General features: G+C 67.9%; 23 protein-coding genes. 14 read left to right on the top strand and 9 right to left on the bottom strand.

What is annotated here, in order from left to right; translation table 11 throughout:
- The coding region (locus tag B141_RS0136275) for a DinB family protein (RefSeq protein ID WP_020580079.1) at positions 1 to 570 on the top strand (570 nt) is incomplete at its 5' end.
- A gap of 45 nt (positions 571 to 615) precedes the next feature.
- On the opposite strand, the gene B141_RS52490 is transcribed toward B141_RS0136275, so the two are convergent.
- On the bottom strand, positions 616 to 933 hold the full coding sequence (locus tag B141_RS52490; protein WP_084678752.1) for an HAD family hydrolase: 318 nt from the start codon (positions 931 to 933) through the stop codon (positions 616 to 618).
- Between the two features lie 413 nt (positions 934 to 1,346).
- Between B141_RS52490 and B141_RS44750 the strand changes: the two genes are divergently transcribed.
- The 3 genes from B141_RS44750 (at position 1,347) to B141_RS0136255 (ending at position 4,013) form a co-directional block, all read left to right on the top strand.
- A complete protein-coding gene (locus B141_RS44750; RefSeq protein ID WP_020580077.1) occupies positions 1,347 to 2,429 on the top strand; it encodes an IS110 family RNA-guided transposase in 1,083 nt (360 codons plus the stop codon).
- Between the two features lie 1,039 nt (positions 2,430 to 3,468).
- The gene (locus tag B141_RS0136260; protein ID WP_020580076.1) at positions 3,469 to 3,762 is read left to right on the top strand and encodes a DUF6247 family protein; all 294 of its coding nucleotides are present in this window, start codon (positions 3,469 to 3,471) and stop codon (positions 3,760 to 3,762) included.
- On the top strand, positions 3,759 to 4,013 hold the full coding sequence (locus B141_RS0136255; RefSeq protein WP_157181566.1) for a hypothetical protein: 255 nt from the start codon (positions 3,759 to 3,761) through the stop codon (positions 4,011 to 4,013). Before B141_RS0136260 ends, B141_RS0136255 begins: the two co-directional genes overlap by 4 nt.
- 567 nt (positions 4,014 to 4,580) lie before the next feature.
- Here the strand turns inward: B141_RS0136255 and B141_RS44745 are convergent.
- From B141_RS44745 to B141_RS0136240, 3 genes are all read right to left on the bottom strand, one after another.
- Positions 4,581 to 5,834, bottom strand: coding sequence for an MFS transporter (locus B141_RS44745; protein WP_040423288.1), 1,254 nt, complete (start codon positions 5,832 to 5,834; stop codon positions 4,581 to 4,583).
- Between the two features lie 352 nt (positions 5,835 to 6,186).
- The gene (locus B141_RS0136245) at positions 6,187 to 7,074 is read right to left on the bottom strand and encodes an NAD(P)-dependent oxidoreductase (RefSeq protein ID WP_020580073.1); all 888 of its coding nucleotides are present in this window, start codon (positions 7,072 to 7,074) and stop codon (positions 6,187 to 6,189) included.
- Positions 7,067 to 8,023 (bottom strand): NAD(P)-dependent oxidoreductase, encoded by a 957-nt coding sequence (locus B141_RS0136240; RefSeq protein ID WP_169513000.1) that lies wholly within the window; start codon positions 8,021 to 8,023, stop codon positions 7,067 to 7,069. The genes B141_RS0136245 and B141_RS0136240 overlap by 8 nt, the downstream gene beginning before the upstream one ends.
- A gap of 84 nt (positions 8,024 to 8,107) precedes the next feature.
- Here B141_RS0136240 and B141_RS0136235 point away from each other — a divergent pair, with 84 nt between their 5' ends.
- Positions 8,108 to 11,275: an AfsR/SARP family transcriptional regulator gene (locus tag B141_RS0136235; RefSeq protein WP_020580071.1), complete on the top strand. Its 3,168-nt coding sequence runs from the start codon at positions 8,108 to 8,110 to the stop codon at positions 11,273 to 11,275.
- Positions 11,276 to 11,546: 271 nt separating this feature from the next.
- On the opposite strand, the gene trpD is transcribed toward B141_RS0136235, so the two are convergent.
- Positions 11,547 to 12,260: an anthranilate phosphoribosyltransferase gene (gene trpD, locus B141_RS44740; RefSeq protein ID WP_272944134.1), complete on the bottom strand. Its 714-nt coding sequence runs from the start codon at positions 12,258 to 12,260 to the stop codon at positions 11,547 to 11,549.
- 268 nt (positions 12,261 to 12,528) lie between these two features.
- Here trpD and B141_RS0136225 point away from each other — a divergent pair, with 268 nt between their 5' ends.
- The 5 genes from B141_RS0136225 to B141_RS0136205 all read left to right on the top strand — a co-directional run bounded on the left by B141_RS0136225 (position 12,529) and on the right by B141_RS0136205 (position 15,226).
- A complete protein-coding gene (locus B141_RS0136225) occupies positions 12,529 to 13,440 on the top strand; it encodes a serine hydrolase domain-containing protein (protein WP_020580069.1) in 912 nt (303 codons plus the stop codon).
- 88 nt (positions 13,441 to 13,528) lie between these two features.
- Positions 13,529 to 13,960: a hypothetical protein gene (locus B141_RS44735; protein ID WP_020580068.1), complete on the top strand. Its 432-nt coding sequence runs from the start codon at positions 13,529 to 13,531 to the stop codon at positions 13,958 to 13,960.
- Positions 13,951 to 14,310, top strand: coding sequence for an MmcQ/YjbR family DNA-binding protein (locus B141_RS0136215; RefSeq protein ID WP_020580067.1), 360 nt, complete (start codon positions 13,951 to 13,953; stop codon positions 14,308 to 14,310). Before B141_RS44735 ends, B141_RS0136215 begins: the two co-directional genes overlap by 10 nt.
- A 368-nt stretch (positions 14,311 to 14,678) precedes the next feature.
- Positions 14,679 to 14,849 (top strand): dihydrofolate reductase family protein, encoded by a 171-nt coding sequence (locus B141_RS48435; protein WP_272944135.1) that lies wholly within the window; start codon positions 14,679 to 14,681, stop codon positions 14,847 to 14,849.
- A 53-nt stretch (positions 14,850 to 14,902) separates the two neighbouring features.
- The gene (locus B141_RS0136205) at positions 14,903 to 15,226 is read left to right on the top strand and encodes a YciI family protein (RefSeq protein ID WP_020580065.1); all 324 of its coding nucleotides are present in this window, start codon (positions 14,903 to 14,905) and stop codon (positions 15,224 to 15,226) included.
- 123 nt (positions 15,227 to 15,349) lie between these two features.
- Here B141_RS0136205 and B141_RS44730 read toward each other — a convergent pair whose 3' ends face one another.
- Positions 15,350 to 15,904, bottom strand: coding sequence for a MarR family winged helix-turn-helix transcriptional regulator (locus B141_RS44730; RefSeq protein ID WP_020580064.1), 555 nt, complete (start codon positions 15,902 to 15,904; stop codon positions 15,350 to 15,352).
- A 105-nt stretch (positions 15,905 to 16,009) separates the two neighbouring features.
- On the opposite strand from B141_RS44730, the gene B141_RS53170 reads away from it, so the two are divergent.
- From B141_RS53170 to B141_RS0136185, 3 genes are read left to right on the top strand one after another with little or no spacing between them, the layout of a single operon-like run.
- Positions 16,010 to 16,696 carry a YceI family protein gene (locus B141_RS53170; RefSeq protein WP_084678749.1) on the top strand — a complete coding sequence of 229 codons (687 nt, stop codon included), beginning with the start codon at positions 16,010 to 16,012 and terminating at the stop codon, positions 16,694 to 16,696.
- Positions 16,693 to 17,289, top strand: coding sequence for a dihydrofolate reductase family protein (locus B141_RS0136190; RefSeq protein WP_020580062.1), 597 nt, complete (start codon positions 16,693 to 16,695; stop codon positions 17,287 to 17,289). Before B141_RS53170 ends, B141_RS0136190 begins: the two co-directional genes overlap by 4 nt.
- 25 nt (positions 17,290 to 17,314) lie before the next feature.
- Positions 17,315 to 17,881 (top strand): dihydrofolate reductase family protein, encoded by a 567-nt coding sequence (locus B141_RS0136185; protein ID WP_237742902.1) that lies wholly within the window; start codon positions 17,315 to 17,317, stop codon positions 17,879 to 17,881.
- 619 nt (positions 17,882 to 18,500) lie between these two features.
- On the opposite strand, the gene B141_RS52015 is transcribed toward B141_RS0136185, so the two are convergent.
- The 3 genes from B141_RS52015 to B141_RS48425 all read right to left on the bottom strand — a co-directional run bounded on the left by B141_RS52015 (position 18,501) and on the right by B141_RS48425 (position 21,245).
- On the bottom strand, positions 18,501 to 19,214 hold the full coding sequence (locus B141_RS52015) for a YciI family protein (protein ID WP_020580060.1): 714 nt from the start codon (positions 19,212 to 19,214) through the stop codon (positions 18,501 to 18,503).
- A 206-nt stretch (positions 19,215 to 19,420) separates the two neighbouring features.
- Positions 19,421 to 20,878, bottom strand: coding sequence for a serine hydrolase domain-containing protein (locus tag B141_RS0136170; RefSeq protein WP_020580059.1), 1,458 nt, complete (start codon positions 20,876 to 20,878; stop codon positions 19,421 to 19,423).
- Between the two features lie 211 nt (positions 20,879 to 21,089).
- Entirely contained in the window at positions 21,090 to 21,245 is a 156-nt protein-coding gene (locus B141_RS48425) for a Clp protease N-terminal domain-containing protein (RefSeq protein ID WP_020580058.1), read from the bottom strand.
- Positions 21,246 to 21,432: 187 nt separating this feature from the next.
- Between B141_RS48425 and B141_RS0136165 the strand changes: the two genes are divergently transcribed.
- Positions 21,433 to 21,846, top strand: coding sequence for a DUF6069 family protein (locus B141_RS0136165; RefSeq protein WP_020580057.1), 414 nt, complete (start codon positions 21,433 to 21,435; stop codon positions 21,844 to 21,846).
- The last annotated feature ends 21 nt before the right edge of the window (positions 21,847 to 21,867 follow it).

Raw genomic sequence — 21,867 nt, 5'->3', positions numbered from 1 at the left:
ATCGACAGTTACACGCTCGACCGAGCGCGGAAGGACCTCATCCAAGACGAGCTCGACTTCGAGCCGCACCCGGGTGCGTGGGGCATCCGCCCGCGGGGCGAGCAACGTACGAAGCACGCCGGCGGCGGTGACAGCGGCCAGTGGGTCGTCGAGTGCGACTGGGACCTTGCGACCGACGAGTACGACGGCAAGCCGGTCCTGATGCCCATGACAACCATCAACTGGCTGCTCAACCACTTCGGCGCCGCGCCCGGCCTGTTCGCCGAGCTCGAGATCGTCGGCGGCCCCACCACCCCGACACGCGAGATCTACGGGCGCATGTGGGGCCACACGATCATCCCCACCGTCGACGAGGGCCTAGCGCGATTCAACGACGGCTGGGCCGCGCTCAAGGAAGCGCTCAAGAACACGACCGACGAGATGCTCGAGCGGGACTACCCGGGCCATCCCTGGCGGCGCGGCGACCACGCCCTCGCGGCGATGCTCAACGAGGTGAGCCACCATGGCACGCAGATCTGCATGGTGCGCGACATCTACGCCAACCGTTATGGCAGGACCCGTCAACGCTGAAGCGGCCGCGGACGTCAAACGGATCTACGGCGAGTACGAGACTGTTTAGCCCGCAGCCCGACGGAGTGGAGGGGTCGTCCGGATGGCCGTGGTCAGGACAGGGATGCTGTCGACCATGGCGTCGGGCTCGGCCGCGAGGAGATTGGCTGTCCGGTCGGGAGACTTGGCGTAGCCGATGCTGTGAACTCTGGTCGCGTGGGCGACTTCGATGTCGGTCAACGAGTCACCGATGAGGACGCACTCCGCACTGGGAGCCGCGAAGATCTCCAACGCCTGTCGGACTGGACCAGTGACCTCGGCTATCGCAACGCCTTGGCTTTGAGAAAGGTCAGTTCGGCAAGCGTCAGCCGAGGCAGCGTACATCTACGGCGTGCAAGGCCCTGATCTCCAGCGTGAGGACGAAGCGTGCCCGATCGGGCGGTCGTAGGCGGCTGCCAGCGGTCAACAGCGGCGAATGGGGATCGCCACAGCCGCGCTGTGTAGCACCGCTTGAGCCTGCTTCGCCTGACAACTCTGTTCCCAAGCTGTTCCCAAGCTGTTTTCGGGTCCCTTCGGGGCGCCGCGCATGCGGGAAAATGTGTGTGGGTCGCCCGTCGACGTCGGTACTTTCATGGCGCCTGGTGAGGCCGTCAAGCTGTTTGACGCTGGGAGCTGCTGTGGTGGGCTGCGCATTGTTGCTACGAGCACGAGGGTCCGACTGTTCTTCTTTCCCCGCTGGCTCCTGCGGGCGACCGTCACTGTCCGAGCTGTGATGGAGCCGGCCATGGGAGGCCGTTATGGAAGAGGTCGACGAGCAGGAGCTGCTGGTCGAGCGAGTGGCCGCACTCGATCTGGGCAAGGCCGTATTGGAGGCGTGCGTGCGGGTGCCCCACGAGTCCAGGCCGGGCCGACGCATGCAGGAGGTTCGTGGCTTTGCCACCACCACCTCGGCGCTGTTGCAGATGGCGGACTGGTTCAACCGCTGTGGTGTCACCCGCGTGGTGATGGAGTCGACCAGTGACTACTGGAGGGGCGCCTACTACCTGCTCGAAGCCGAAGGCTTCGAGTGCTGGCTGGTCAACGCCCGGGAGGTCAAGAACGTCCCCGGCCGGGCGAAGACCGACCGGGCGGATGCGGTGTGGTTGGCCAAGGTCGCCGAGCGGGGGATGTGCCGGCCGTCGCTGGTGCACCCTGAACCGATCCGACAGCTGCGCAGCCTGACCCGCTACCGGCGCTCGCTGATCCGTGATCGCACGCGGGAGATGCAGCGGGTGGAGAAGCTGCTCGAGGACGCGCAGATCAAGATCACCTCTGTGGTGACCGACGTGTTCGGAGTGTTGGGGCGGCTGATCTTGGCCGCGCTCATCGACGGGCAGCGTAACCCCACGGTGCTGGCCCAGTTGGCCCGCGGCAAGTTGCGTCCCAAGATCGCACAACTGCAGGAGGCGCTAACCGGGTTCTTCACCGACCACCACGCCACGATCCTGGCGATGATGCTGGACAACATCGACCGGCTCAGCGGCCAGATCGCCACCCTGGACACCGCGATCGCGGAGGCGGTCGCTCCTTTTGCTCATCAGATGGAGCAACTCTGTGAGATCACCGGCGTCGGAGCCACCGCGGCACAGGAACTGATCGCCGAGGTCGGCGTCGACATGAGCCGCTTTCCCTCCGACGCGCACCTGGTGTCGTGGGCCAAGTTCTGCCCACAAACACGCGAGTCCGCCGGGAAGACGAAGAACAAGGGGAGAGCCAAAGGCAGCCCCTGGCTGGCCGCGACCTTGGGCAACGTCGCCGCGACCGCCAGCCGCACCGACACCTTCCTCGGCGCCCGCTACCGGCGCATCGCCAGACGCGCCGGCAAACAGAAAGCGATCTGAACCGCCCCGGAGTGCGCTCCTGGTCATCGTCTACCACCTGCTATCTGACCCCACCGCCCGCTTCCACGACCTCGGCGCCGACCACTTCCAGACCCGCATCGACAGCCACCGAAGGGCCGCAACCTCGCCAGCCAACTCCAAGCCCTCACCGGCCAGACGATTACCATCCGCGACGGCAAAGCCATCATCACCGAACCCGACGCCGCCTGACCCACCCACGCAGGAAACCCGGCTCCGCTAAGCTCCGCCGGGTGCTACCGCCTGCCTGGCTGAAGTGGGATTTTCGGGTCTGACAGTCGCCTACGGGACCGTGCCGCTGACGTGTCCCCGAATGGCCCTCACCCAGCCGTCAATGATCAACGCCCGCCAGCATCAATCCACGCTCAGCGGAAGCGGGACGAGTGACAGAGGGACATGCCTTCACTGTCACACCTGTCACTCTGTCACTCGACCGGCTCTGACCTGCGGAAACGTGAGTGACAGAGGTGTGACAGGTAGGTGGGTGCTGTCCTTCCCACACTCTCTATGTCACAGCGTCACTGACGCGAGGATGAAGACGCTGAAACAGGGACGCACGCACACCTGTTTCAGCGTCTTCTCTCCGCCGCCCCGTCCGGCAGAACGAACCCGCCTACTGACATCAGCGGTGACATCAACAACCCCGGCCAAACGTGGACCTGTACGGACGTCGAGCCAGCCTCCATGACATGGCCCCCGCGCGGCGCAACGCGAGCCGCGTCGAGCCTGAAAAGCGGAAGGTCGGCGGTTCGACCCCGCCCCTGCCCACCACATTCCTCCAGGTCAGCGGCTTGTAGGCCACCCTGCAGATGCCCGTCAGCGCCGAAACAATTGAGACCACATTTCCCCGAAACTGAGACCAGCGACGGCATCATGCCTGGTCAGCGGCCTGCGAGGCTCCGCTTCGGAAGCGGACGGTCGCCAGCAATGAGGCGCCCCAGATGCGCGGTTTCTGCACTGCAGCGCGGTTTCTGCACTGCAGCGCGGTTTCTGCACTGCAGCACGGTCTACAGTTGAGCCCATGACAGCGCAGCCGGTCTTCGACGAGCCGGGTCCCGACGACCCGGCGCAGATCCTGCGCGTCCTCCCAGAGCAGTACCACGCCGAATTCCTGGCCGAGTACGCCGACGCGGTGGACAAGGCCCGCCGGCCAGAGGGGTACGCCGCGCTCGCTGCGCTGCTTCGCCTGTGGCGGCTACGTGCTGCGGCCTATGCGGATCCGGGCTTCCGCGAGCGCCTCGTGGCCGTACAAACGGGAAACACCAACGGCGACGTGCCAGTAGAGCAACTGGCCGCGGAGTGGCCGCCAGCGTGACGTACCGCGTCGCATTCGCCGCCGGCGCAGCCGCACAGTTCCACAACCTCCCAGAGCACGCACGCGATGCCGTTGTTCACCGGGCCGCGGACCTCGCCGAGCGTCCCTGGAACGACGTCACGGTGCTCCCGCCAGGCGACAACCTCGCCTTCCGAGAGGCCGTCTTCGGCAACGGTCACGGCCTGCTTGCCGTCCACGTCGATGAAGTCGCCGAGCTCATCCGAATCTTCAACGTCGTCTGGCTCGGGTAGTCCACCACGCGGCGACCAGCTCCCGTACAGCTCCTTAGCGCGGGGGGACTGGTCTCAGACCTGGTCTCATTCATCTACGTTCGCCGCTAGTCGGCGGCCGCCGCGGATCGCGCTGACCTGCGCAGACGTACCGGGGTGGTGGCCGGTGAACGTGGGTGCTTGGCCCTGAAAAGCGGAAGGTCGGCGGTTCGACCCCGCCCCTGCCCACCACATTCCCCCATGTCAGCGGCTGATTTGGAAGCGGAAGGTCGCCGCTGCCTTATGGCCATTGCGTCCAATGCGTCCGTAGGTGGGAACGGGCCCATCATCCAGGGCCGTCAGGAGCGGATCGTTCCAGCCGACTGCGGCGCCCGAGTCGGGGTTCCTGCCAGGGCCGCCCCGTCTTCCCCTGGCCCACCGAGCGGTCTGCGTTCTCAGCGCGGACTGGGTTGGGACAGAGAGCGCCATTCAGAGCGCCACGTTCGCAGGTCGACCCCGGGGCTCGGCGACGGGCTCAGCATTCGACGTCGGCGAAGAAGGGAGCGACGTCGTAGTTGACGTGGGAACTGTCAGGCCGACGCCGGTGTCTCAGGTGAGCCGTCCCCGTCGCTGCAACACCGCGACCGCGACCGCTGCCCCGAATGCGAGGGTTCCCAACATGGCGGAGCTGATCCAGGGGGTCGACCACTGCCGGCCGAGGTCGTCGGCGTAGCCGATGGCGGTGTTGCCGAGCGCTGTGGTGATGCCCGCCGCGGTCGTCGCGAGCCCGATGTAGGTCCCGGTGAGGCCCACCGGGGCGAACCCACTCACGAGGTCGAGCGCGTAGGGCTGCGCGACGTCGAGACCCAACGTCAACAGCAGTGTCGCCACCAGCACTGGTATCGCAGCTACCAGGATGCCGACGGCCCACCCTGTGGACAGGCTGCCCGGGCTGTCCGCCGGCGTCGACGTAGTACTCCACGCCAACGGGACGAACGACGCCGCGATGGCGACGAGTCCGCAGACGATCGCCAGCCCCGGCGCGAAGTGCCGGTGGAGCCACTTGATCATCCGTAGCTGGGTTCCCAGGGTCACGAGCGTGGACACGAGGAACACGCACCCAGCCGCCCCTGCCCATCCCGTGACGCGGGTGGCCTCGAGCGGAAGCAACAGATAGAACTGGTTGTAGAGCAGGAAGAGCACGGACGTCGCTACGGCGAAACCGAGGAACGAACGGTTGTGCAGGGCATCGCGCACCGCCACGCCTAGCGCTCTGGTGGCGAGCGGTTCGACCGGACGGTACGGCAGCGCGAAGCACTGCCAGACCGTGAGGACGGCGAAGATGCCCGCCGAAACGCCGGCCGTCCACTGGAAGTCCACCGCGACGAGCACACTGCCCAACAACGGGCCGGTGAGCGCGCCGACAGTGCTCGCGATGTTCTGCAGGGCGAAGGCGTCGAGGCGCCGCTCCCCCGCCTCGACCGCTATGTAGGCCCGCGCCGCCGGGCTGAAGAAGGCACCGGCGAGACCGACCAGCATGGACGCCGCGACGAGTCCGACCACCTGGTCGACCACAGCGAACATGCCGAACGCCACACAACGCAACGCGCATCCGACGATGATCACCGGCCGCGCGCCGAACCGGTCAGCCGCTATACCACCGACCAGGGTCAGGCCCTGTTGACAGAACACGCGGAGGCCGAGGATGGCACCGACGGCGGCCGCGGTGAGGTGATGCTCGTCGCGAAGGTACGTGGCGAGAAAGGGGATGAGAATGAAGAACCCGAACGCGATGCCGAACGAGTTGACCAGCAGCACCTGCACCGCCGGGGAGAGTGATCGCGCCAACCGGAAGGTTCTCATCGGGCGACCACGAGCCCAGGCTAACCCGCTGCGCGGGACTGGCGTGCGTCCAGGGTGGCCGGCCCCGCCCTCGTCACGACCCGGCCAGAAGGTCCTTCCTACCCAACCTGTCCGCCCCACCCACGAGGTGCACGACCATCCCGTACGTCTCCTCCCGTCAGCAGTGCCTGACCCACTCGGCGTCTACTCGATCGCGCAGCACTTCGCTGTGCCACCGGCCGCCGGCTGTCGACACCGGCGACCGTCTACGGCTGCGACCTCTCCGCCGAGGCGGTCCGCGTCAACGCCGACGACGTTGCGGCGGATGCGTTGCCAACTGCACGTCGCTGAGCCGACCCACGCTCTGTGTTCATCACTCCGCAGTGCCTCGTGACCTCAGCAGCTCGAACACGCTGGAGAAGCTGTCCTGGCCGTGGCCGTCGGCCGACCGCCTGTCGAGCAGGGTTTTCAGCGGCTCATGGACGTCGGTGGCAATACCGCTGGCTCTGCTGAGGTGGATGAGGCTGTCGACCCCGGCCCGGTTCAGGTCGACCGTGGAGACCCCATCCGCATACTCCGCTGACTCGGCCTCGCGCGCCAGTTCGGGCAGGAACTCGGCCATGCCGTGCAGCCATCGGGCGGCCAGCGGGGCGAACACCTCAGGGGTGGTGCCCACCGAGTTGAGTAGTGCCGCGGCATGCAGAAACCCGGTAAGGGCCGCGTATCCGGTGCCGAGCAGGGCCAGGTCGTGGACCTCCGCAAAGCCGGGGTCCGTGCCGAAGTAGTGCGCCGGCGCCATCACTTCCAGCTCGCGCCGGTTGGTGGTGAAGGCACGCTGGGAACCGCTGTAGAGGAAGAAGCCCTCCGGTGTGGCGACGGTCTCGGGGAGGGCCATCATGGCGCCGTCGAGGTAGTCGGCGCCGTGTCCGGCGGCCCAGGCGGCCAGCTCACGGGCGTGGTCGGGGGTGCTGTTGGCTAGGTTGACCAGGGTGCGGCCATGCAACGCGGAGGCGGCGGGTCCGAGGGTCTGCCGTACAGCGTCGTGGCCGAGGAGCGGGGCGATCACCAGTGGGCCGGCCGCGACCGCCTCGGTAGTAGTTGTCGCGCGGATAGCGCCCTGTGCGACGAGTGCGTTGGCTTTGGCGGCGGTGCGGTTCCATACGGTGGTCGGGTAACCGGCGCGGAGGAACGCGGAGGCAATCGGGGTGCCCATCCGGCCGAGACCGAGGACCGTGACGTGTGGCTTCGTCTGCTCAGTCATTCCGCTCGCCCTTCGTGATCGTCTCGATGACGCTGGCGATGCCGCTGGAGCCGTGTCCGGTGGCCGCCGCCCGATCCAGCAGGTTCCCGATCAGCTCCGGCACGTCGGTGCCGATGCCACGGACCCTGCTGGTGTGCAGGAGGTGCTCCATCGCTGCCGCGTGCACCTCCACGGTGCCGTCGTCGTCCGGGAAGCGGCCGTCCTCAATCTGGCGGGCGTGGTCGGCCATCAGCGAGGTGACGAACGGCATGTGCCCCGTCGCCACCGCGGCGAAGGCCGCCGGATCGACGCCTGCCGCGCCCACCAGGGCCACGGCGTGGTAGAAGCCCGCCAGCGCACCCCAGGCCAGACCGAACAGTGCCGTGTCGTACACCGGGGACAGCGCCGGATCAGCGCCGAGGTGTACGGAGTTTCCCAGGCTCGCCAACACCGTCCGGTGGGTGGTGAAGGCTTCTGGAGAGCCGCTGAAGACGAACAGCCCCTCAGGCCGCCCGACCAGCCGGGTGCCGCTCATGGCTGCGCCGTCGAGGTAGTCCGCGCCGTGCCGGGCTGCCCAGTCGGCGATGCGAACGGCTTCCTCCGGAGTGCCGGAGGTCAGGTTCGCCAGGGCACGGCCGCGCAGGCGCTCCGCCACCGGCTCGAGCAGGTCTCCCACGGTCTTGTAGTCCGGCAGGCAGACCACGATCAGCGGACTCGCGGCGACCGCCTCTTCCACGGTCGTCGCCCGGACGGCGCCCTGGGCGACGAGTGCGTCGGCCTTCGCAACGGTGCGGTTCCATACGGTCGTGACGTAGCCGGCGGCGAGGAAGGCCTGTGCGAGCCGGGTCCCCATCTGCCCCAGGCCGATCACCGACACCGTGGACCGCTCGTGGTTCTCGTGCTCCGACATGTGCTGACTCCTGGCTCTTTCGACTGACTGCACCGGACGGCTCGTTCGGTGTGCCCTCACTGTGTCGACCAGCGCTGTCGGACCTCTGTCGAGCCGCTGTCGGTCCCGGACAGCCGCTGTCGGTCGGCCGGATACCGTGCAGTCGTGTACTTCTCCGTGCTCGGCCCGCTCACCGTCCGGACGACGGCCGGAAGCACGGTCGACATCCCCGAAGCGAAGGTGCGCGCCCTGCTGGCCGCTCTGCTCGTCCACGCGGGACAGACGGTCTCGGCCGACCGCCTGGTGGACGAACTATGGGGCGATCGGCTGCCCGGAAACCCGACCGGTGCCCTGCAGACGAAGGTTTCCCGGCTGCGCCGTGCCCTGGCACGAGCCGAGCCCGGGGCCGAGACACTGGTGCAGTCGAGCCCTCCGGGATACCTGCTGCGTATCGGCCCCAGAGACATGGACTCCCGTCAATTCGCCGATATGACTGCTGCCGCGTACGACACCGCGGACCCGCGCACCAGGGCGGACCTGCTGACCGACGCTCTGGCGCTGTGGAAGGGAGAGGCCTTCGCCGACCTGCGCGACCTGGAGTTCCTGCGCGCCGCGGCCGGACTCCTTGAGGAGCAGCGCCTGACCACCATGGAAGCGCTCGCCGAGACCCGCCTTGAACTGGGCGAACACCACACACTCAGCGGCGAGTTGGGTGAGCTGGCGGTCCACCACCCGCTGCGGGAGCGGCTCCGCGCCGTACAACTGCGGGCGCTCTACCGGGCCGGGCGCCAGTCCGAAGCACTGGCCGTGTACGACGAACTGCGGAAGCAGCTGGCCTACGAACTGGGCGTGGACCCCGGACCAGAACTAACCGCCCTGCACCAGTCGATCCTCACCCACGACGCGGCCCTTGAGGCAGCCTCCGTCCCCCGCAAGATGAGGTACGGCGACCTGGCGGCTCCGCTCACCGGTCTGATTGGCAGGCAGGAAGCGGTGCCCGCGATAGGTGAACTGCTCACCACCCACCGGCTGGTGACGCTGACCGGCCCCGGCGGGGTGGGCAAGACCCGCCTGGCGGAGGAGGCGGCCGGCCGTTCGGCCGGTGCCTACCTCGACGGCGTCCGGATGGTCGGCCTCGCCGGATCCACCGAGGTGGCCGAGCAACTGAGCGCTGCCCTGGGCGTACGGGAAGAGGGAGCGGTGGGCCTGGAGGACGCGCTGCGGTCGAAGCGACTCCTGCTGCTCCTCGACAACTGCGAGCACGTCATCGACTCGGCGGCCGACGTTGTACGCCGGGTCCTGGCCGCCGCACCCGGGCTGAGCGTCCTGGCCACCAGCAGGGAACCTCTCGGCCTGGCCGGGGAGGCGGTGTGGACCGTGCCGCCGCTGCCCCAGGCCGACGCCGAGGAGCTGTTCTCCGTACGGGCCGCGGCCGCCGCGCCCGGATTCGCCGTCACCGAGCACAACGCGGAGGCCGTCGCGACGATCTGCCGACGCCTCGACCGGATACCTCTTGCGCTGGAACTGGCTGCCACTCGGGTCCGTGCGCTGGGTGTGCACGAGTTGTCCGCCCGGCTGGACGACAGGTTCCGTCTGCTGGCCGGCGGCCAGCGCGGCGTGCCACCGCGCCAGCGAACCCTCCGGGCGGTGATCGACTGGAGCTGGGAACTGCTTGCCGACGACGAACAGAAGGTCCTGCGCCGCCTGGCGGTCTTTGCCGACGGCTGCACCCTCGAAGCGGCCGAGGCGGTGTGCGGCGGCGATGACCGGGACGTCCTCGACCCGCTGATCCGGCTGGTGGACCGCTCGCTGGTCACCGTGTCCGACGGCCCTCGATACCGGCTGCCGGAGTCGGTGTCGGTGTATGCGCTGGAACGCCTGGTGGAGGCGAGCGAGTCCGAGGCTCTCCACCTACGCCACCACGCCTTCTACACCGAACTCGCCGAACAGGCCGCAGCCCGACTCCACGGCTCTGAGCAGCAGCTCTGGCTGACACGCCTTGACCGCGAAAGCGCCAACCTGCGTATTGCCCTGGAACGCGCCGTGCGGCGGCAGGACGCCACCGGGGCAATACGCATGGCGCTCGCCACGACCTGGTACTGGTTCCTGCGCGGCCGGCTGAGCGAGGCCCGGCGATCGCTGGACGAAACCCTGCGTATCACCGGCGACGCCGAGGCGGCCCTCCGTTCCCAAGTCGCCGTCTGGTATGCGGGATTCACGATGCTGGCCGGGGAGGGACCCAACGGTCCAGTCCGTCCGCCCGAGAAGACCGCCGACGACCGAGCCGGTGGCGCACGTGCCGCATGGTTCCTCGGCTACGCCTCGCTCAGCGCGGGCGAAGACCTGGCCCGCAGCGAGACTCTGGTGGACCTTGCCCTGACCCACTTCCGCACAGCCGAGGACCGCTGGGGAATCGCCGCGGCACAGAGCACCCGGGCCACCCAGGCCCTGCTACGGGGCGACCTCGCCGCACTGCGCCACAGCGCTGAGGACGGCCACGCGCTCTTCGAAGAACTCGGCGATCGCTGGGGACAGCTGCAGACCACCTACCCACTGGCAGCACTGGCCGCGATCACCGGCGACTACACGCGCGCCGCGCAACTGCACCAGGACGGTCTCCACCTGGCCGAAGAACTGGGCTTCTGGACAGACGCCGCCGACCGGCTCACCGGGCTGGGCAGGGTCGCTCTCCTGACCGGTGACTTCCCGCTGGCCACCGAGCTCCATCGGCAGGCGATGGCTCTGGCCGCCGAACACGGCTACGAGGCGGGCGAGATCCACGCCGAAATAGGCCTCGCCCTCGGAGCCCGGCGCGAGGGCGACTTCGACCTCGCCGATAAGCACCTCCGCAGAACCCTCGCATGGCACCGCGATGTCGACTTCGGCCCCGGCCCCGCACTCCTCCTTGCCGAACTCGGCTTCCTCGCCGAACAACGCGGCGACGCACCCGCGGCCCTCGCCCTGCACCGACAAGGCCTCGCCGTCGCCCGCGACAGCGGCGACCCCCGAGCCCTCGCCCTCGCCCACGAGGGCCTCGCCGGGGCATACGCCCTCGCGGGTCAACCCGTGCAGGCCGCCCGCCTCCTGGGCACAGCCACCCGGGCCAGGGAATCCTCCGGCGCCCCGCTCCCGGAGGCCGAACGCGGCGACGTCGAGCGCATCACTGCCAAGGTCCTCGCGACGCTGGGCACAGAGATGTTCGCTGCTGAGTTCTCTGCCGGCGTCGACGACGATCCCGACGTGGGACGCCACGGCTCGACCGGTACGCCCACGAGTGGCTCTGGGACCACGGCGGCGGCTTTCGACGTTCTCCCACCCGAGACTTTCGAGTAGTCCCGAGCTGCCGACGCCAACACACCCGCTCAACGCCGGCCAGGACGCATCCGACCAAGATCATGACGAGCGCAAAGATCACGCCGGTCGCGATCTGCCCAGACCTGAAAAGCGAAGGTCGGCGGTTCGACCCCACCCCTTCCCGCCCTGAAATTCGAGACCACGAAACGGCATCGCGCACCGGGCGGCCCCACCTCTTCCGCTTCGGCAGGCCTACGCACCGTTCGGCGCTCCTGTGGGCGAAGTAGCAGGCTCACCCGGCCGGACCTGCTCAGGCAGAGGTCGTCGTCGTGGTCAGCTTGTCCATCCCATCGTCACCGCGGACGACCAGTGCCGTGCCTCCTCGACGCGCCAGGACGTCCGCGATAACCGTGGTCATCTTCGGCGGCGCAACGCCAACGAGCTGGTGCGGTGGCCGCGCCGGGTTGATGAGGGGGGCCAGCACGTTGAAGGCCGTTGGCACACCCAGTTCGCGTCGTGTCGGGCTCGCATGGCGCAGACCCGGATGGAACTTGGGTGCGAAGCAGAACGTGATGCCTACCTCTTCGGCCAGTTGAGCTACTCGCTCGACCGGAAGATCGAGGTTGAGGCCGAGGCATTCCAGGACATCCGCAGATCCTGACGCGGTGGAGGCGCCACGCCCGCCATGCTTCACCACTGTTCGGCCGGCGGCGGCAACCACGAGCGAGGCCATAGTGGAGACGTTGACAACCCCAGTGCCGTCACCGCCTGTTCCCACGATGTCGACGAACGGCCCTGGAACGACGATTCGCGTCCCGTGCTCGTAGAGAGCCTGGGCCAGACCCGCGATCTCCTCGGAGGTCTCCCCTTTCGCCCGCAAGGCCACCAGGAAGGCGGCAAGACGGGCAGGCGAGGCGTCGTCTTGGACGACCTGGGTCATCACCCAGGAGGTGTCCGCCATGCTCAGATCAGAGCCGGCTAGGAGAGCGCTCAAGAGAGCGGGCCACGAGCGGGTCGACGACATCCTGCGCATGTTGCCAGCCGACTCCTGCCCGCCGCCACCTGCCGCCAGCTCGCGGACGTGAATGTAGGAGCGGCAGGGTTTGCTCGGTGTCCTGACTCGGGTCGCGGAGACCGGGGGGCCGTAAGCTTCCGCGGCTCGGGCGGCCTTGCCGCGTGATCGCCGGGCACCAGGCCAGCCGCGGACCGCCCGGATCCGGATCCTTGCGGGCGTCTGCCGTCGATGTAGATGTCGGGGGCACGAGGAGCGACCCTGTCCGTAGGGTGCCTCCATGGCTGGCAGTCGCGATGGGCTTGAGGTCGGTTTGTTGGGGTTTCGTCAGGCGGTGGCCGAGCATGGCCTTGGCGTTGAGGGCATCCATATCGCCCGAGCAAGCCATGCTCCGGTGGCGTTTCGGTGGGTGTCTGACGATCGGCGCGAGGTTTACTCGGTGTCGAAAACGTTCACCTCCGTAGCGGTGGGCATCGCGCAGTCGGAGGGGCTGCTTGGCCTCGATGATCGAGTGTTGGAGCATCTGCCTCAGTTCGTCAGCACCGCCGCGGCTGGCGTCGAAGGGATGACGATCCGTCATCTGCTCACGATGACAGCCGGCATCGATTACCGGTGGGACGATCCGGACACAGACCATCCGGGCGATCCGGCGGAGGACTTTCTGTCGACTTCCCTGCACGCTACTCCCGGGAGTTGGTTTGCCTACCGCGGCACGAACTCGTACCTGCTGAGTCGGATCGTCGCCGCAGTGAGCGGCGAGGACATGCGTGACTTCTTGATGCCGCGGCTGTTTGTCCCGTTGAAGATCGGGAATCCGCAGTGGCTTCGCTGCCCGTTGGGGTACTCGATGGGGGCTGTCGGGCTGCAGTTGCGAACTGAGGAAATTGCCCGCCTCGGCATCACCCTGCTGCACGGCGGCCAGTTTCAGGGCCAGCAATTGGTCCCAGCCGAGTATGTCGATCTGATGCATGGTCCGGCCCTTGCTTCCGACCTTCAAGGGGTCGAAGGACGCTACGGCCTGCACTGCTGGCACTGTGATCGAGACGATGCGTGGCGCATGGATGGGCTGTACGGCCAGTTCTGCATCATGTTTCCGCACCAGCGGGCATGCATCACGCTGACTTCGCACTATGAGAAGCCGACTACGGACATCCTCGATGCCGTCTGGGACGAACTCGTTCCGTACCTGTAGAACTAAAATGAAGATCGTAGGTGAGCGTGCCGATGCGTGACCAACGGACGCGTATCTGATTCGAGCGATGCCTGGTGACCGATCTCCCTTGCGAACGACCGAGCGGCAACGCTGTCGCCTGGGTGTCACAAGCCTGGCCGGTATTGCGCGTTGCATCGATCACGCCACGCTCCCGCAATCGTTCGAGCGACTGCTCGGCCTCTTCGACCGGCTCGACGAGCTCGTCGCGAACGACGACTTCCGCGGCTGCCGCAACTTCGCCAGCGACGTCGCCCTCGAGGATCCCGACCATCCGGCCCATGCCGAGACCGAGGGGTTCCGCCGGAGGCTTCGTGAGCGCCTGATGCGGGAGCTGGAGGCGATGGACCACGCCGACCCCGAGCGCGCGGCCGACCAGCTGCACCTGCTGATCGAGGGCACCTTGGTGATGGGAGCGACCCAGGACGACCGGCATCCCGCGCGCGCCGCGCGCGACATGGCAGCCCTCATCCTCGGGCGAGGAGGTGCGCCATGGCGGTGATCGAGGATGTTCGCGCACTGGGCTCGGAACTCGAGCGCTCCTGTCCGGTCTACGTGCGCGGCCGGTTGAAGTTCCGGGTCAAGCAGATCGTCTACGTCGCGTTCTCCCTCGACGAGGCGGTGATGGGGTTCGCGTTCCCGAAGGAGGAGCGCGCCGCGCTCGTCGCCGGCGAGCCGGAGAAGTTCCGGCTGCCGTCGGACTCGGACATGCGGTTCAACTGGGTCCACGCGGAGCTCGCTGCGCTGGACCCGACCGAGGCCCGCGAGCTCGTCGTGGACGCGTGGCGGATGGTGGTCCCCCAGAAGGTCTCACGCGCCTACGACCTCGCCCATCCCGGTGGTCCGGGATGACGGCTCTGGGCCGTCGACGAGGTTGCCCTCGCGCCCGAGCCGTTCGACGCCGGCCACCAGCGGTCGATCTGGTCGCAGGGCTTGTCCGCGCTGGGCGCGCTGGGCGCGCTTGCGGTAGTGGAGCGCTGTCGCCGCGAAACTCGTGCTGTCGGATCGCCGACGACCGGCGTTCCGGAAAGTTCCTTTAAAGAAATCCGGGAGGGGTGTCGGATCGGGGCGGTGGTGTCCGTAGCAGGGGTGAGGCCGACCACAAGGGCCGGCACCAAGTAAGGGAAGCGCGAACATGAAGCTGACAACCTGACCCAGGTCACCATCGACGGAGTGATGCAGGGAAACGGCCACGTGTCGGATGAGGACCGCAGAACGATCTGGTCGACGAGATGACTCTGCTCGTCGTTCCCGTGTTTCTCGGCCAGGGCGCGCGGTTGTTCCCGGAGGCCGGCCCGGACCTCGCGCTCGACCTGGTCGAGTCGCGAGTCGGCTCGAAGACGATCCAGGTCTACCGGCCGGCTGGGCGCCCGCAGTATGCGGCGGCCTGAAGTTCCTGACCGATACACCACACTGTCTTGAAACCACAGGAGATGATCTTCAGATGCAGTATCTGGTTTCCGTGATCGATGACAAGAGCAATCCCGGCAGCACGGACAGGCAGCCTGCCATCAGCGCGTTCAACGAACGACTGATCGCCGAGGGCTACTGGGTTTTCGCGGGCGGACTCGCAGACACCACCGCGGCCACGGTCATCGACAACCGGGGCGAGCAGGCGGTGCTCAGCGACGGGCCGTTCGTGGAGTCGAAGGAGTACCTTGCCGGCGTCTGGGTGTGGGAGGCCCCCGATCTGGATGTGGCGCTCAAGCTCGCCACGGAGGCGTCGAAGATCTGCGATCGGAAGATCGAGGTGCGGCCATTCCAGTGAGCGACGTCGAGGAGGCGATCACCGGGTGCACCACGAGGAGTGTGCCCGGGTGGTCGCCGCCCTGACCAGGCGCGCCGTCCGGGATGAGCGGACGGACCGTTCGCCGACCGAAGCGGCGTGTCCTCACCTCGGGGGTCGCCGCCTGGTCGGGGGCGTGGCGCCCGTGGTCGCCTTCTCGGGCGGCGCGTCGTCGCCGAGGGTCAGCAGGAGTTCGTGGAGCAGGTTGGCGAGCCGTTGCCGTCGCTGTGTGGACAGGCCGGCGATCGCCTCCTGCTCGACCGCCATCAGCCCGGCCGCGGCGGCTTCCACCAGCGTGCGGCCGGATCGGGTGAGTGTCACGAGAGTGGAGCGACGATCATCGGGGGCGATGCCGGTCGAGACCAGGCGTCGGTTCACCATCCGGTCGATGCGGTTGGTCATTGTCCCCGGTGTGACCAGCATCGAGGCGGTGAGCGTGCCGGCGCTGAGCGTGGCCTTCGGTCCGCTGCGGCGCAGGGCAGCCAGCACGTCGTACTCCCAGGGCTCGAGGCCGTGCTCGGCGAGCCTCGCCTTCGTCGCTCGCTCGAGCAGGCGCGCCGCCCGGCTGATCCGCCCGACGACGGCGACGGGGTCGGTATCCAGGTCGGGGAGCTGCTCGGCCCAGGCGGCGCGTACGGCGGCAACGAAGTCTGGTCGCATGTGATTTGACATCAAACCTCTCGATGCGGCGTCATCCGTGTCGCTCAGACCTTACTCCATTCACCTGTCATCAACAATCACGGTTGTTTGACGTCAAAACTGTTGATGTGGTTTGGTCGAGGTCGACACAGACGCAAGCCCCTAGGAGAAGACCCCGTGGAGAGCAACCCCGAGGAGGTCCCTGCACGGATCCCGAACGGCAGCTGGAAGATCGACCCCATGCACAGCTCGGTGACGTTCTCGGTCAGGCACCTGATGAGCAAGATGCGCGGTCGGTTCACCGAGGTCGACGGACAAATCGTCGTCGGTCAGCCGCTGGCGTCCTGCTCGGTGGAGGCGTCGATCGCGACCGCATCGGTAGACACTGGCACGCAGATGCGTGACGACGACCTGAGGTCTTCGAACTTCTTCGACTCCGCCAGATTCCCGGCCATGAGATTCGCGAGTACGCAGATCGCAGCTGCAGGGGACGACACCAGTATCGCGGCCATGCTAAGGCGCCTGGCGTCGGCTGTGCGGACACGTTCCCCAGGATTCCAGCCACGGGCACCGATGTGCCTCGTCTGCTGGGCTGGCCGGTCGTTACGTTCGCTCGGCGTGGCCGGCCAGAAGGAGGAAGTGGATCAGCAGGTGGTCAAGCGCCCCAAGAGCACGGTGGCGCACCACGTCAACGTCCTGGCCGGCGCGGGCCTGCTGCGTGTCACACGGACCCGGCGCGTCAGGGCCATCTTTCCTCGAACAGTGACCGCACGAGTCAGCTTTCGACCTACCCGAAGGACTGATAGCCCATGAGCAAGATCGTGCTGTACATGTCGATGTCGGTGGACGGGTTCATCACCGGCCCGGACGACGGAATGGCTCACGGACTCGGCGTCAACGGTGAGCGGCTGCACGACTGGCTGCGCCCCGGCGGCGTCGATCCAGGCTCGCACCGGCCTGCCGACGAGACCAACGCCACCGTGTTCGACGAGGCGATGGCCACCGGAGCAGTGATCACCGGTCGGCGTACCTTCGACCACGCGGGTGGCTGGGCCGGCGATCACCACGACGGAGTCCCGATCTTCGTGCTGACCCATGCCGCACCCGACGAGCCCGCTCCCGGATCGGCGCGCTACGTCACCGACGGAATCGACTCCTGCGTCGCGCAGGCCAAGGCCGCAGCCGGCGGCCGCGACATCATGATGCACGGCGCCTCGACCGCGCAGGCGTGCCTTCGGGCCGGCCTGCTGGACGAGCTGGAGCTGCACCTGGTGCCCGTGCTGCTCGGGCAGGGCCGTCGTCTGTTCGAAGACCTGCCGCCCGACCACGTCGAGCTGGAACTGGTGCGTTCCCTGGACGGACCTGGTGTGCTGCACCTGCGCTACCGCGTGCGGACGGAGGGCTGAGGCGATGGGGATCATCCGGCTGTACATGACCACGTCGTTGGACGGTTACGTCGTCGGGCCGCAGGACAGCATGGACGCGCCGATGGGCATCGGCGGGTTCCGGCTCTTCAACTGGCTCGACCGGCGCAACGATCCCGGACCGAGCGGTCAGGTGATGAGCGAGGCGAACGCCACCCGTGCCGTGATCTCCGGGCGCCGGACGTACGAGCACGCGCGCCGCTGGCACGGTGACCACCACGACGGCGTACCAGTCTTCGTCCTGACCCACGACGTCCCGCACGATCCGCCGCCGGGCAGCATCCGCTACGTCACCGACGTGCGGGAGTGCGCCGCGCAGGCCCGGGCGGTGGCCGGGGGTGGTGACGTGATGGTGCACGGTGCCGGCGCGGCCCAGGCGCTGCTGCGCGCAGGGGAGCTCGACGAACTGGAGCTGCACGTTGTACCCGTCCTGCTCGGACAGGGACGACGGCTGTTCGACAACCTTCCGGCAGAGCACATCGAGCTCACCCTGGACCGCGTACTGACCACCCCCGACGAGGAGGACTTCACCCGCCGCGTCACCCACCTGCGCTACCGCGTCCGCCGCCCCTGACGCACCACGCGGGGTACATCAGGTCGGAGCGAATCATGGCGAGGCAGTTCTGCCCAGCCGCGGAAAATCGGCCACCCCGACCGCTCGGCGCTAATCCCGCCACTCGAGTTGTTCTTCGGGGGTCGCCCAAAGAAGCGAGCGCGACGGGACGCCCGGATAGAGATCCGCTTGCGACACAAGACGACCCTGCCAAATTCTTTACTCAAGACAAGCAGGCACGCCTCCAACAAATCTAGGTGTGTCGCATATCAAGCGGAGCCAATCCGTCGCACATCAAGTGAAGAGAGGCACAACACCGCCGTCTAAGCCTGCGAGGACCTTTCTCTACGTCTTCAGAGGGCGGCCCCAGGCCGCCGGGCGCCCGCCCGCCAGGCGGCGCCGGGCCGGAGGCTTTAGCCACCTCGTTTGGCCCGGGACCCCAAGAGCGGCGGCCCACGGTGGGCGGTTATGGGCGGCCAGCCAAGCTGCCCACCGCGCCGGGACAGGCTACGAGCGGCCACTCTCCCGGACCAAACGAGGACACCGGCCAAACCCTCCGACCCTCGGCGCGCGAGGTCCGGCAGACGGTCTCGCCGGTAAGGCAACGACATCTGTCAGCGGCGTCGCCGTCGACGGGATCTCAGTCGACGGCCGGGTCGGGCATGAACATGCGGACGTCCTGCGCACAGCGGCAGGCGACGGCGATCTTCGCGGCCCACTCCAGGGCCTCCTCCCGGGTGGGCACGTTGACGACGGTGAAGCCGCCGATGGGTTCCCTGGTCTTCGGGCGCGGGCCGTCGGTGACCGACCCGTCGGTGGCCACCGTGGCCACCCACGCCGGCGTACTGCCGTCCCCCGGGCCGTAGTCCAGCCCGCCGGCGAAGACGTACACGCCGGCGTCCTTGGCCTCCTCGATCACCGCGTGGGAGGTCTCGCCCACCTCGGGCCAGTCCTCCTCGGTGAAGTGGTCCATCGCACCGTTGTCGAACGAGATCAGGTACCGCGCCTTCTCGTCACGGCCTCGCTTCGGCAAGAACGCACGGACCTTCTGCGCACAGCGGCAGCCGGCCGCGATCTTTGCGGCCCACTCCAGGGCCGCCTCCCGGGTGGGTACGTCGACGATGGTGACGCCGCCGAGGAGCTCCTTGCTCTCCGGGTACGGGCCGTCGGTGACCATCCCGTCGGTGGCCACCACTACGGGCTTCACGTCGTAGTCCAGCCCGCCGGCGAACCGGAACACGCCCGCGTCCCTGGCCTCCTCACGGACCGCTTGCGCGGCCTTGGCCACGTCGGGCATGTCCTCCTCGGGGAAGTCCATCGCACCGTCTTCGAACGAGAGCAGATACCACGCCATGTCATGACTCCTTGACCCGGCGGCCTCCACCGGCCGCGTTTCACTCCTACCACGAACGCCTCGCTCCGGATCCGACAGACTGCCGGCACAGAATCTAGCCTTGACCTGAAGCCGAAGGTCTGCAGTCGCCATGGCCACGGCCATACGCATCGTGCGGCCATCGGGATCTGATTGCCACCAGGTGCGCGGCGGTGAGTGTCTCTGCGTCACCGTCCAGGTGTACGTACGGCGCCGTGCGAGCGGAGCGGACCTCCGTGCAGCGGAATCGTCCGCCATCGGGCGGTGAACGTACGACTCGCAAGCGAACACGTCACGACCAGACGGTGGGGCGTCTCCAGGAACACCACCTCGACGGTCAACGTGTCGGGGTCGGTCCATCCGCCAGACAACGCCGTCGGAACGGGTGCGTCAGGGTCCGCATCCACGCGCCAGCCCGGCGCGACAGTCCCACTCAGCCGCAGGTCGACCCGCCCGGCGTCCTCGACCAAGGAAACGCGCCAACCCTCGTCGTCTCCTGGCGCCACCACCACACGGGTCAGGGTCGGTTGGTCCGCACACGCACCGCCGTCCGGTGCGAACTCCGCACCCGACCAGGTGCCGGGATCTGCGGGCGGCGCGGGCTTGCCCGGAGCTGGCGGAAGCTCGAGTCGGGTCAGCCGCTGGGCCAGTGCAGCTTCCTCATCGTCCCGGCCGTCCAGCGGTGCGGCGCCCAACGCCGGCACGAGGTGCTCCCACATCGCGTCCAAGAGGGCCTGCATCTCCACGGTCGCCGCGGTCATCGCAATCACCGCATCATGCTCGGGAAGCACGACGCAGAACTGACCGTAAGCACCGTCACCGCGATACCCGTGCCGGGACATCCAGAACTGGAAGCCGTACCCCTGTTGCCAGTCCGGACTCGGCTCGCCGGCGTTCGAAACGTGCGACCGCGTCGCCTCGGCAACCCACGCGGTCGGAAGCAACTGCTTGCCTTCCCACACTCCGCCCTGCAGGTAGAGCAGGCCGAGCCGGGCCACCGCATCGGTGGTCGCGTGCAGGCCAGAGAAGCCCAGGTCGCGGCCGGCGGGGTGCTGTCGCCACACCACCTCGCCGATCCCGAGCGGATCGAACAGCCGAGGCCGGAGATACTCCGTCAACGTCTGGCCGGTCACCCTCTGAACGATCGTGGCAAGGGAGTACGTCGCAGGCTGGTTGTAGGCGAAGACCGTGCCGGGTTCACGGTCCGGCGGAAGCAGGAGGAAGCCGCGCACGATCTCATCCGGATCGAGCGCCACTGCCCGTTCGAACGTCTCGGCAACGTGACCGCTGGCCATCGACGCTACGTGCCGCACGAGCATGGCGCGGCTGCGCGGATCGGTAATCTCGCCCTCGAACTCGGGGAAGTACGAGACCACGGGGTCGTCGAGGCGCACCAGTCCCTCGGCAACAGCAAAGCCGGCCGCCGTGGACGTGAAGCTCTTGCTGAGGGAATAGAGCAGGTGCAGCCGGTCGGGCGAGTACGGAGCCCACCAGCCCGAGGCAACGACGTGGCCATGTCGCAAGACCATCAGACTATGGGGTTCGATGTCCGGCGCAGCCTCGATGGCGTCGAGGAACCTGCCGATGCCACCGGCATCGACTCCCTGTGCGGCCGGCGAACTGGCGGGCAGTGGGTAGACAGTCACGTGGTGGGTCCTCGCGTTCCCGGGCGGATCGGCTGCTGTGTGCATAAGCCGATGTACGACTGAAAGCGTTCCCAGACGGCTTGGCCGACGTCCAGGACATGTCCGCTATACGTCACCAATCAGCACTGCCCGCCCCTGCCAGTGCGGTGCGTCGACCGCGATCACGCTCCCTCCACCCGGGTCGCGCCCCAGTATGCGAACAGCGACCCGGCTATGCCGTCCGGAATGCTCGAGCGCGACGGCTGAGCAGGCCAAGCAGGAGGTGCTCCGTCCCGACGTGTCCCTGGCTACGAACCCGGGCTTCGTCCTCGGCGTCTTCTACTGCCTTGCGCGCGTCGGCGGTGTACCGCTCGAATCGATCAGTCATCGACCCACCTCCTCACCGTGACGCCAGTGCCCGTGATGTGTCCCGTCACTCGGCTGGAACGGTCAGAGATCAGGGTCCGAAAGACTCAGAAATTCTCCGACGGACCTGTCGATCGGCGCCGCTCCCATTCGTAGCCCTGGTGAGAGACGGGCACCGTGCCCGCCCGACAAGCCCACCGGAGGCAGAAATGACCACCACCCTGAACACGACCCAGATCGCCACCCCGCGCTTCAGCGCCCTGACCATGACTGGAGTCGCCGCCACAACGATCGCGAGCGCCGCCACCATGACCGTCGCCGCCGCCGGCCACGCTGTGGGGATCAGCCTCGACATGGGCGGTGCCCCGATCCCGATCACAGGCTTCGGCGTATTGACGGCCGGTTTCTCGTTGCTCGGTCTGGTCCTTGCCGTGGCACTGGCCCGCTGGGCCCGACACCCGCAGCGCACGTTCGTGCGTACGACCGTGGTGCTGACCGCCCTCTCGCTGGTCCCGGACGCGATCGCGCCCGCCGACTCGACCACCAAGGCGCTGTTGATGCTCACCCACCTGGTCGCCGCTGTGATCGTGGTCCCGGCGATCGCGCGCCGCCTGGCCGCCTGACCGGCCGTCACCACCATCGAC

This window comes from Actinopolymorpha alba DSM 45243 (assembly GCF_000373925.1).
Classification (GTDB): domain Bacteria; phylum Actinomycetota; class Actinomycetes; order Propionibacteriales; family Actinopolymorphaceae; genus Actinopolymorpha; species Actinopolymorpha alba.
Note: the sequence above shows the minus strand (reverse complement) of the source record. Positions and strands in the feature narration are given on the sequence as shown.

What these genes read in the sequence shown, in the direction of transcription:
- B141_RS52490 (WP_084678752.1), bottom strand. Translation starts at nt 933, where the DNA reads ATGTACGCTGCCTCGGCTGACGCTTGCCGAACTGACCTTTCTCAAAGC.
- B141_RS44750 (WP_020580077.1), top strand. Translation starts at nt 1,347, where the DNA reads ATGGAAGAGGTCGACGAGCAGGAGCTGCTGGTCGAGCGAGTGGCCGCA.
- B141_RS0136260 (WP_020580076.1), top strand. Translation starts at nt 3,469, where the DNA reads ATGACAGCGCAGCCGGTCTTCGACGAGCCGGGTCCCGACGACCCGGCG.
- B141_RS44745 (WP_040423288.1), bottom strand. Translation starts at nt 5,834, where the DNA reads ATGAGAACCTTCCGGTTGGCGCGATCACTCTCCCCGGCGGTGCAGGTG.
- B141_RS0136245 (WP_020580073.1), bottom strand. Translation starts at nt 7,074, where the DNA reads ATGACTGAGCAGACGAAGCCACACGTCACGGTCCTCGGTCTCGGCCGG.
- trpD (WP_272944134.1), bottom strand. Translation starts at nt 12,260, where the DNA reads ATGTCGTCGACCCGCTCGTGGCCCGCTCTCTTGAGCGCTCTCCTAGCC.
- B141_RS0136225 (WP_020580069.1), top strand. Translation starts at nt 12,529, where the DNA reads ATGGCTGGCAGTCGCGATGGGCTTGAGGTCGGTTTGTTGGGGTTTCGT.
- B141_RS0136215 (WP_020580067.1), top strand. Translation starts at nt 13,951, where the DNA reads ATGGCGGTGATCGAGGATGTTCGCGCACTGGGCTCGGAACTCGAGCGC.
- B141_RS0136205 (WP_020580065.1), top strand. Translation starts at nt 14,903, where the DNA reads ATGCAGTATCTGGTTTCCGTGATCGATGACAAGAGCAATCCCGGCAGC.
- B141_RS44730 (WP_020580064.1), bottom strand. Translation starts at nt 15,904, where the DNA reads ATGCGACCAGACTTCGTTGCCGCCGTACGCGCCGCCTGGGCCGAGCAG.
- B141_RS53170 (WP_084678749.1), top strand. Translation starts at nt 16,010, where the DNA reads ATGTGGTTTGGTCGAGGTCGACACAGACGCAAGCCCCTAGGAGAAGAC.
- B141_RS0136190 (WP_020580062.1), top strand. Translation starts at nt 16,693, where the DNA reads ATGAGCAAGATCGTGCTGTACATGTCGATGTCGGTGGACGGGTTCATC.
- B141_RS0136185 (WP_237742902.1), top strand. Translation starts at nt 17,315, where the DNA reads ATGACCACGTCGTTGGACGGTTACGTCGTCGGGCCGCAGGACAGCATG.
- B141_RS52015 (WP_020580060.1), bottom strand. Translation starts at nt 19,214, where the DNA reads ATGGCGTGGTATCTGCTCTCGTTCGAAGACGGTGCGATGGACTTCCCC.
- B141_RS48425 (WP_020580058.1), bottom strand. Translation starts at nt 21,245, where the DNA reads ATGACTGATCGATTCGAGCGGTACACCGCCGACGCGCGCAAGGCAGTA.
- B141_RS0136165 (WP_020580057.1), top strand. Translation starts at nt 21,433, where the DNA reads ATGACCACCACCCTGAACACGACCCAGATCGCCACCCCGCGCTTCAGC.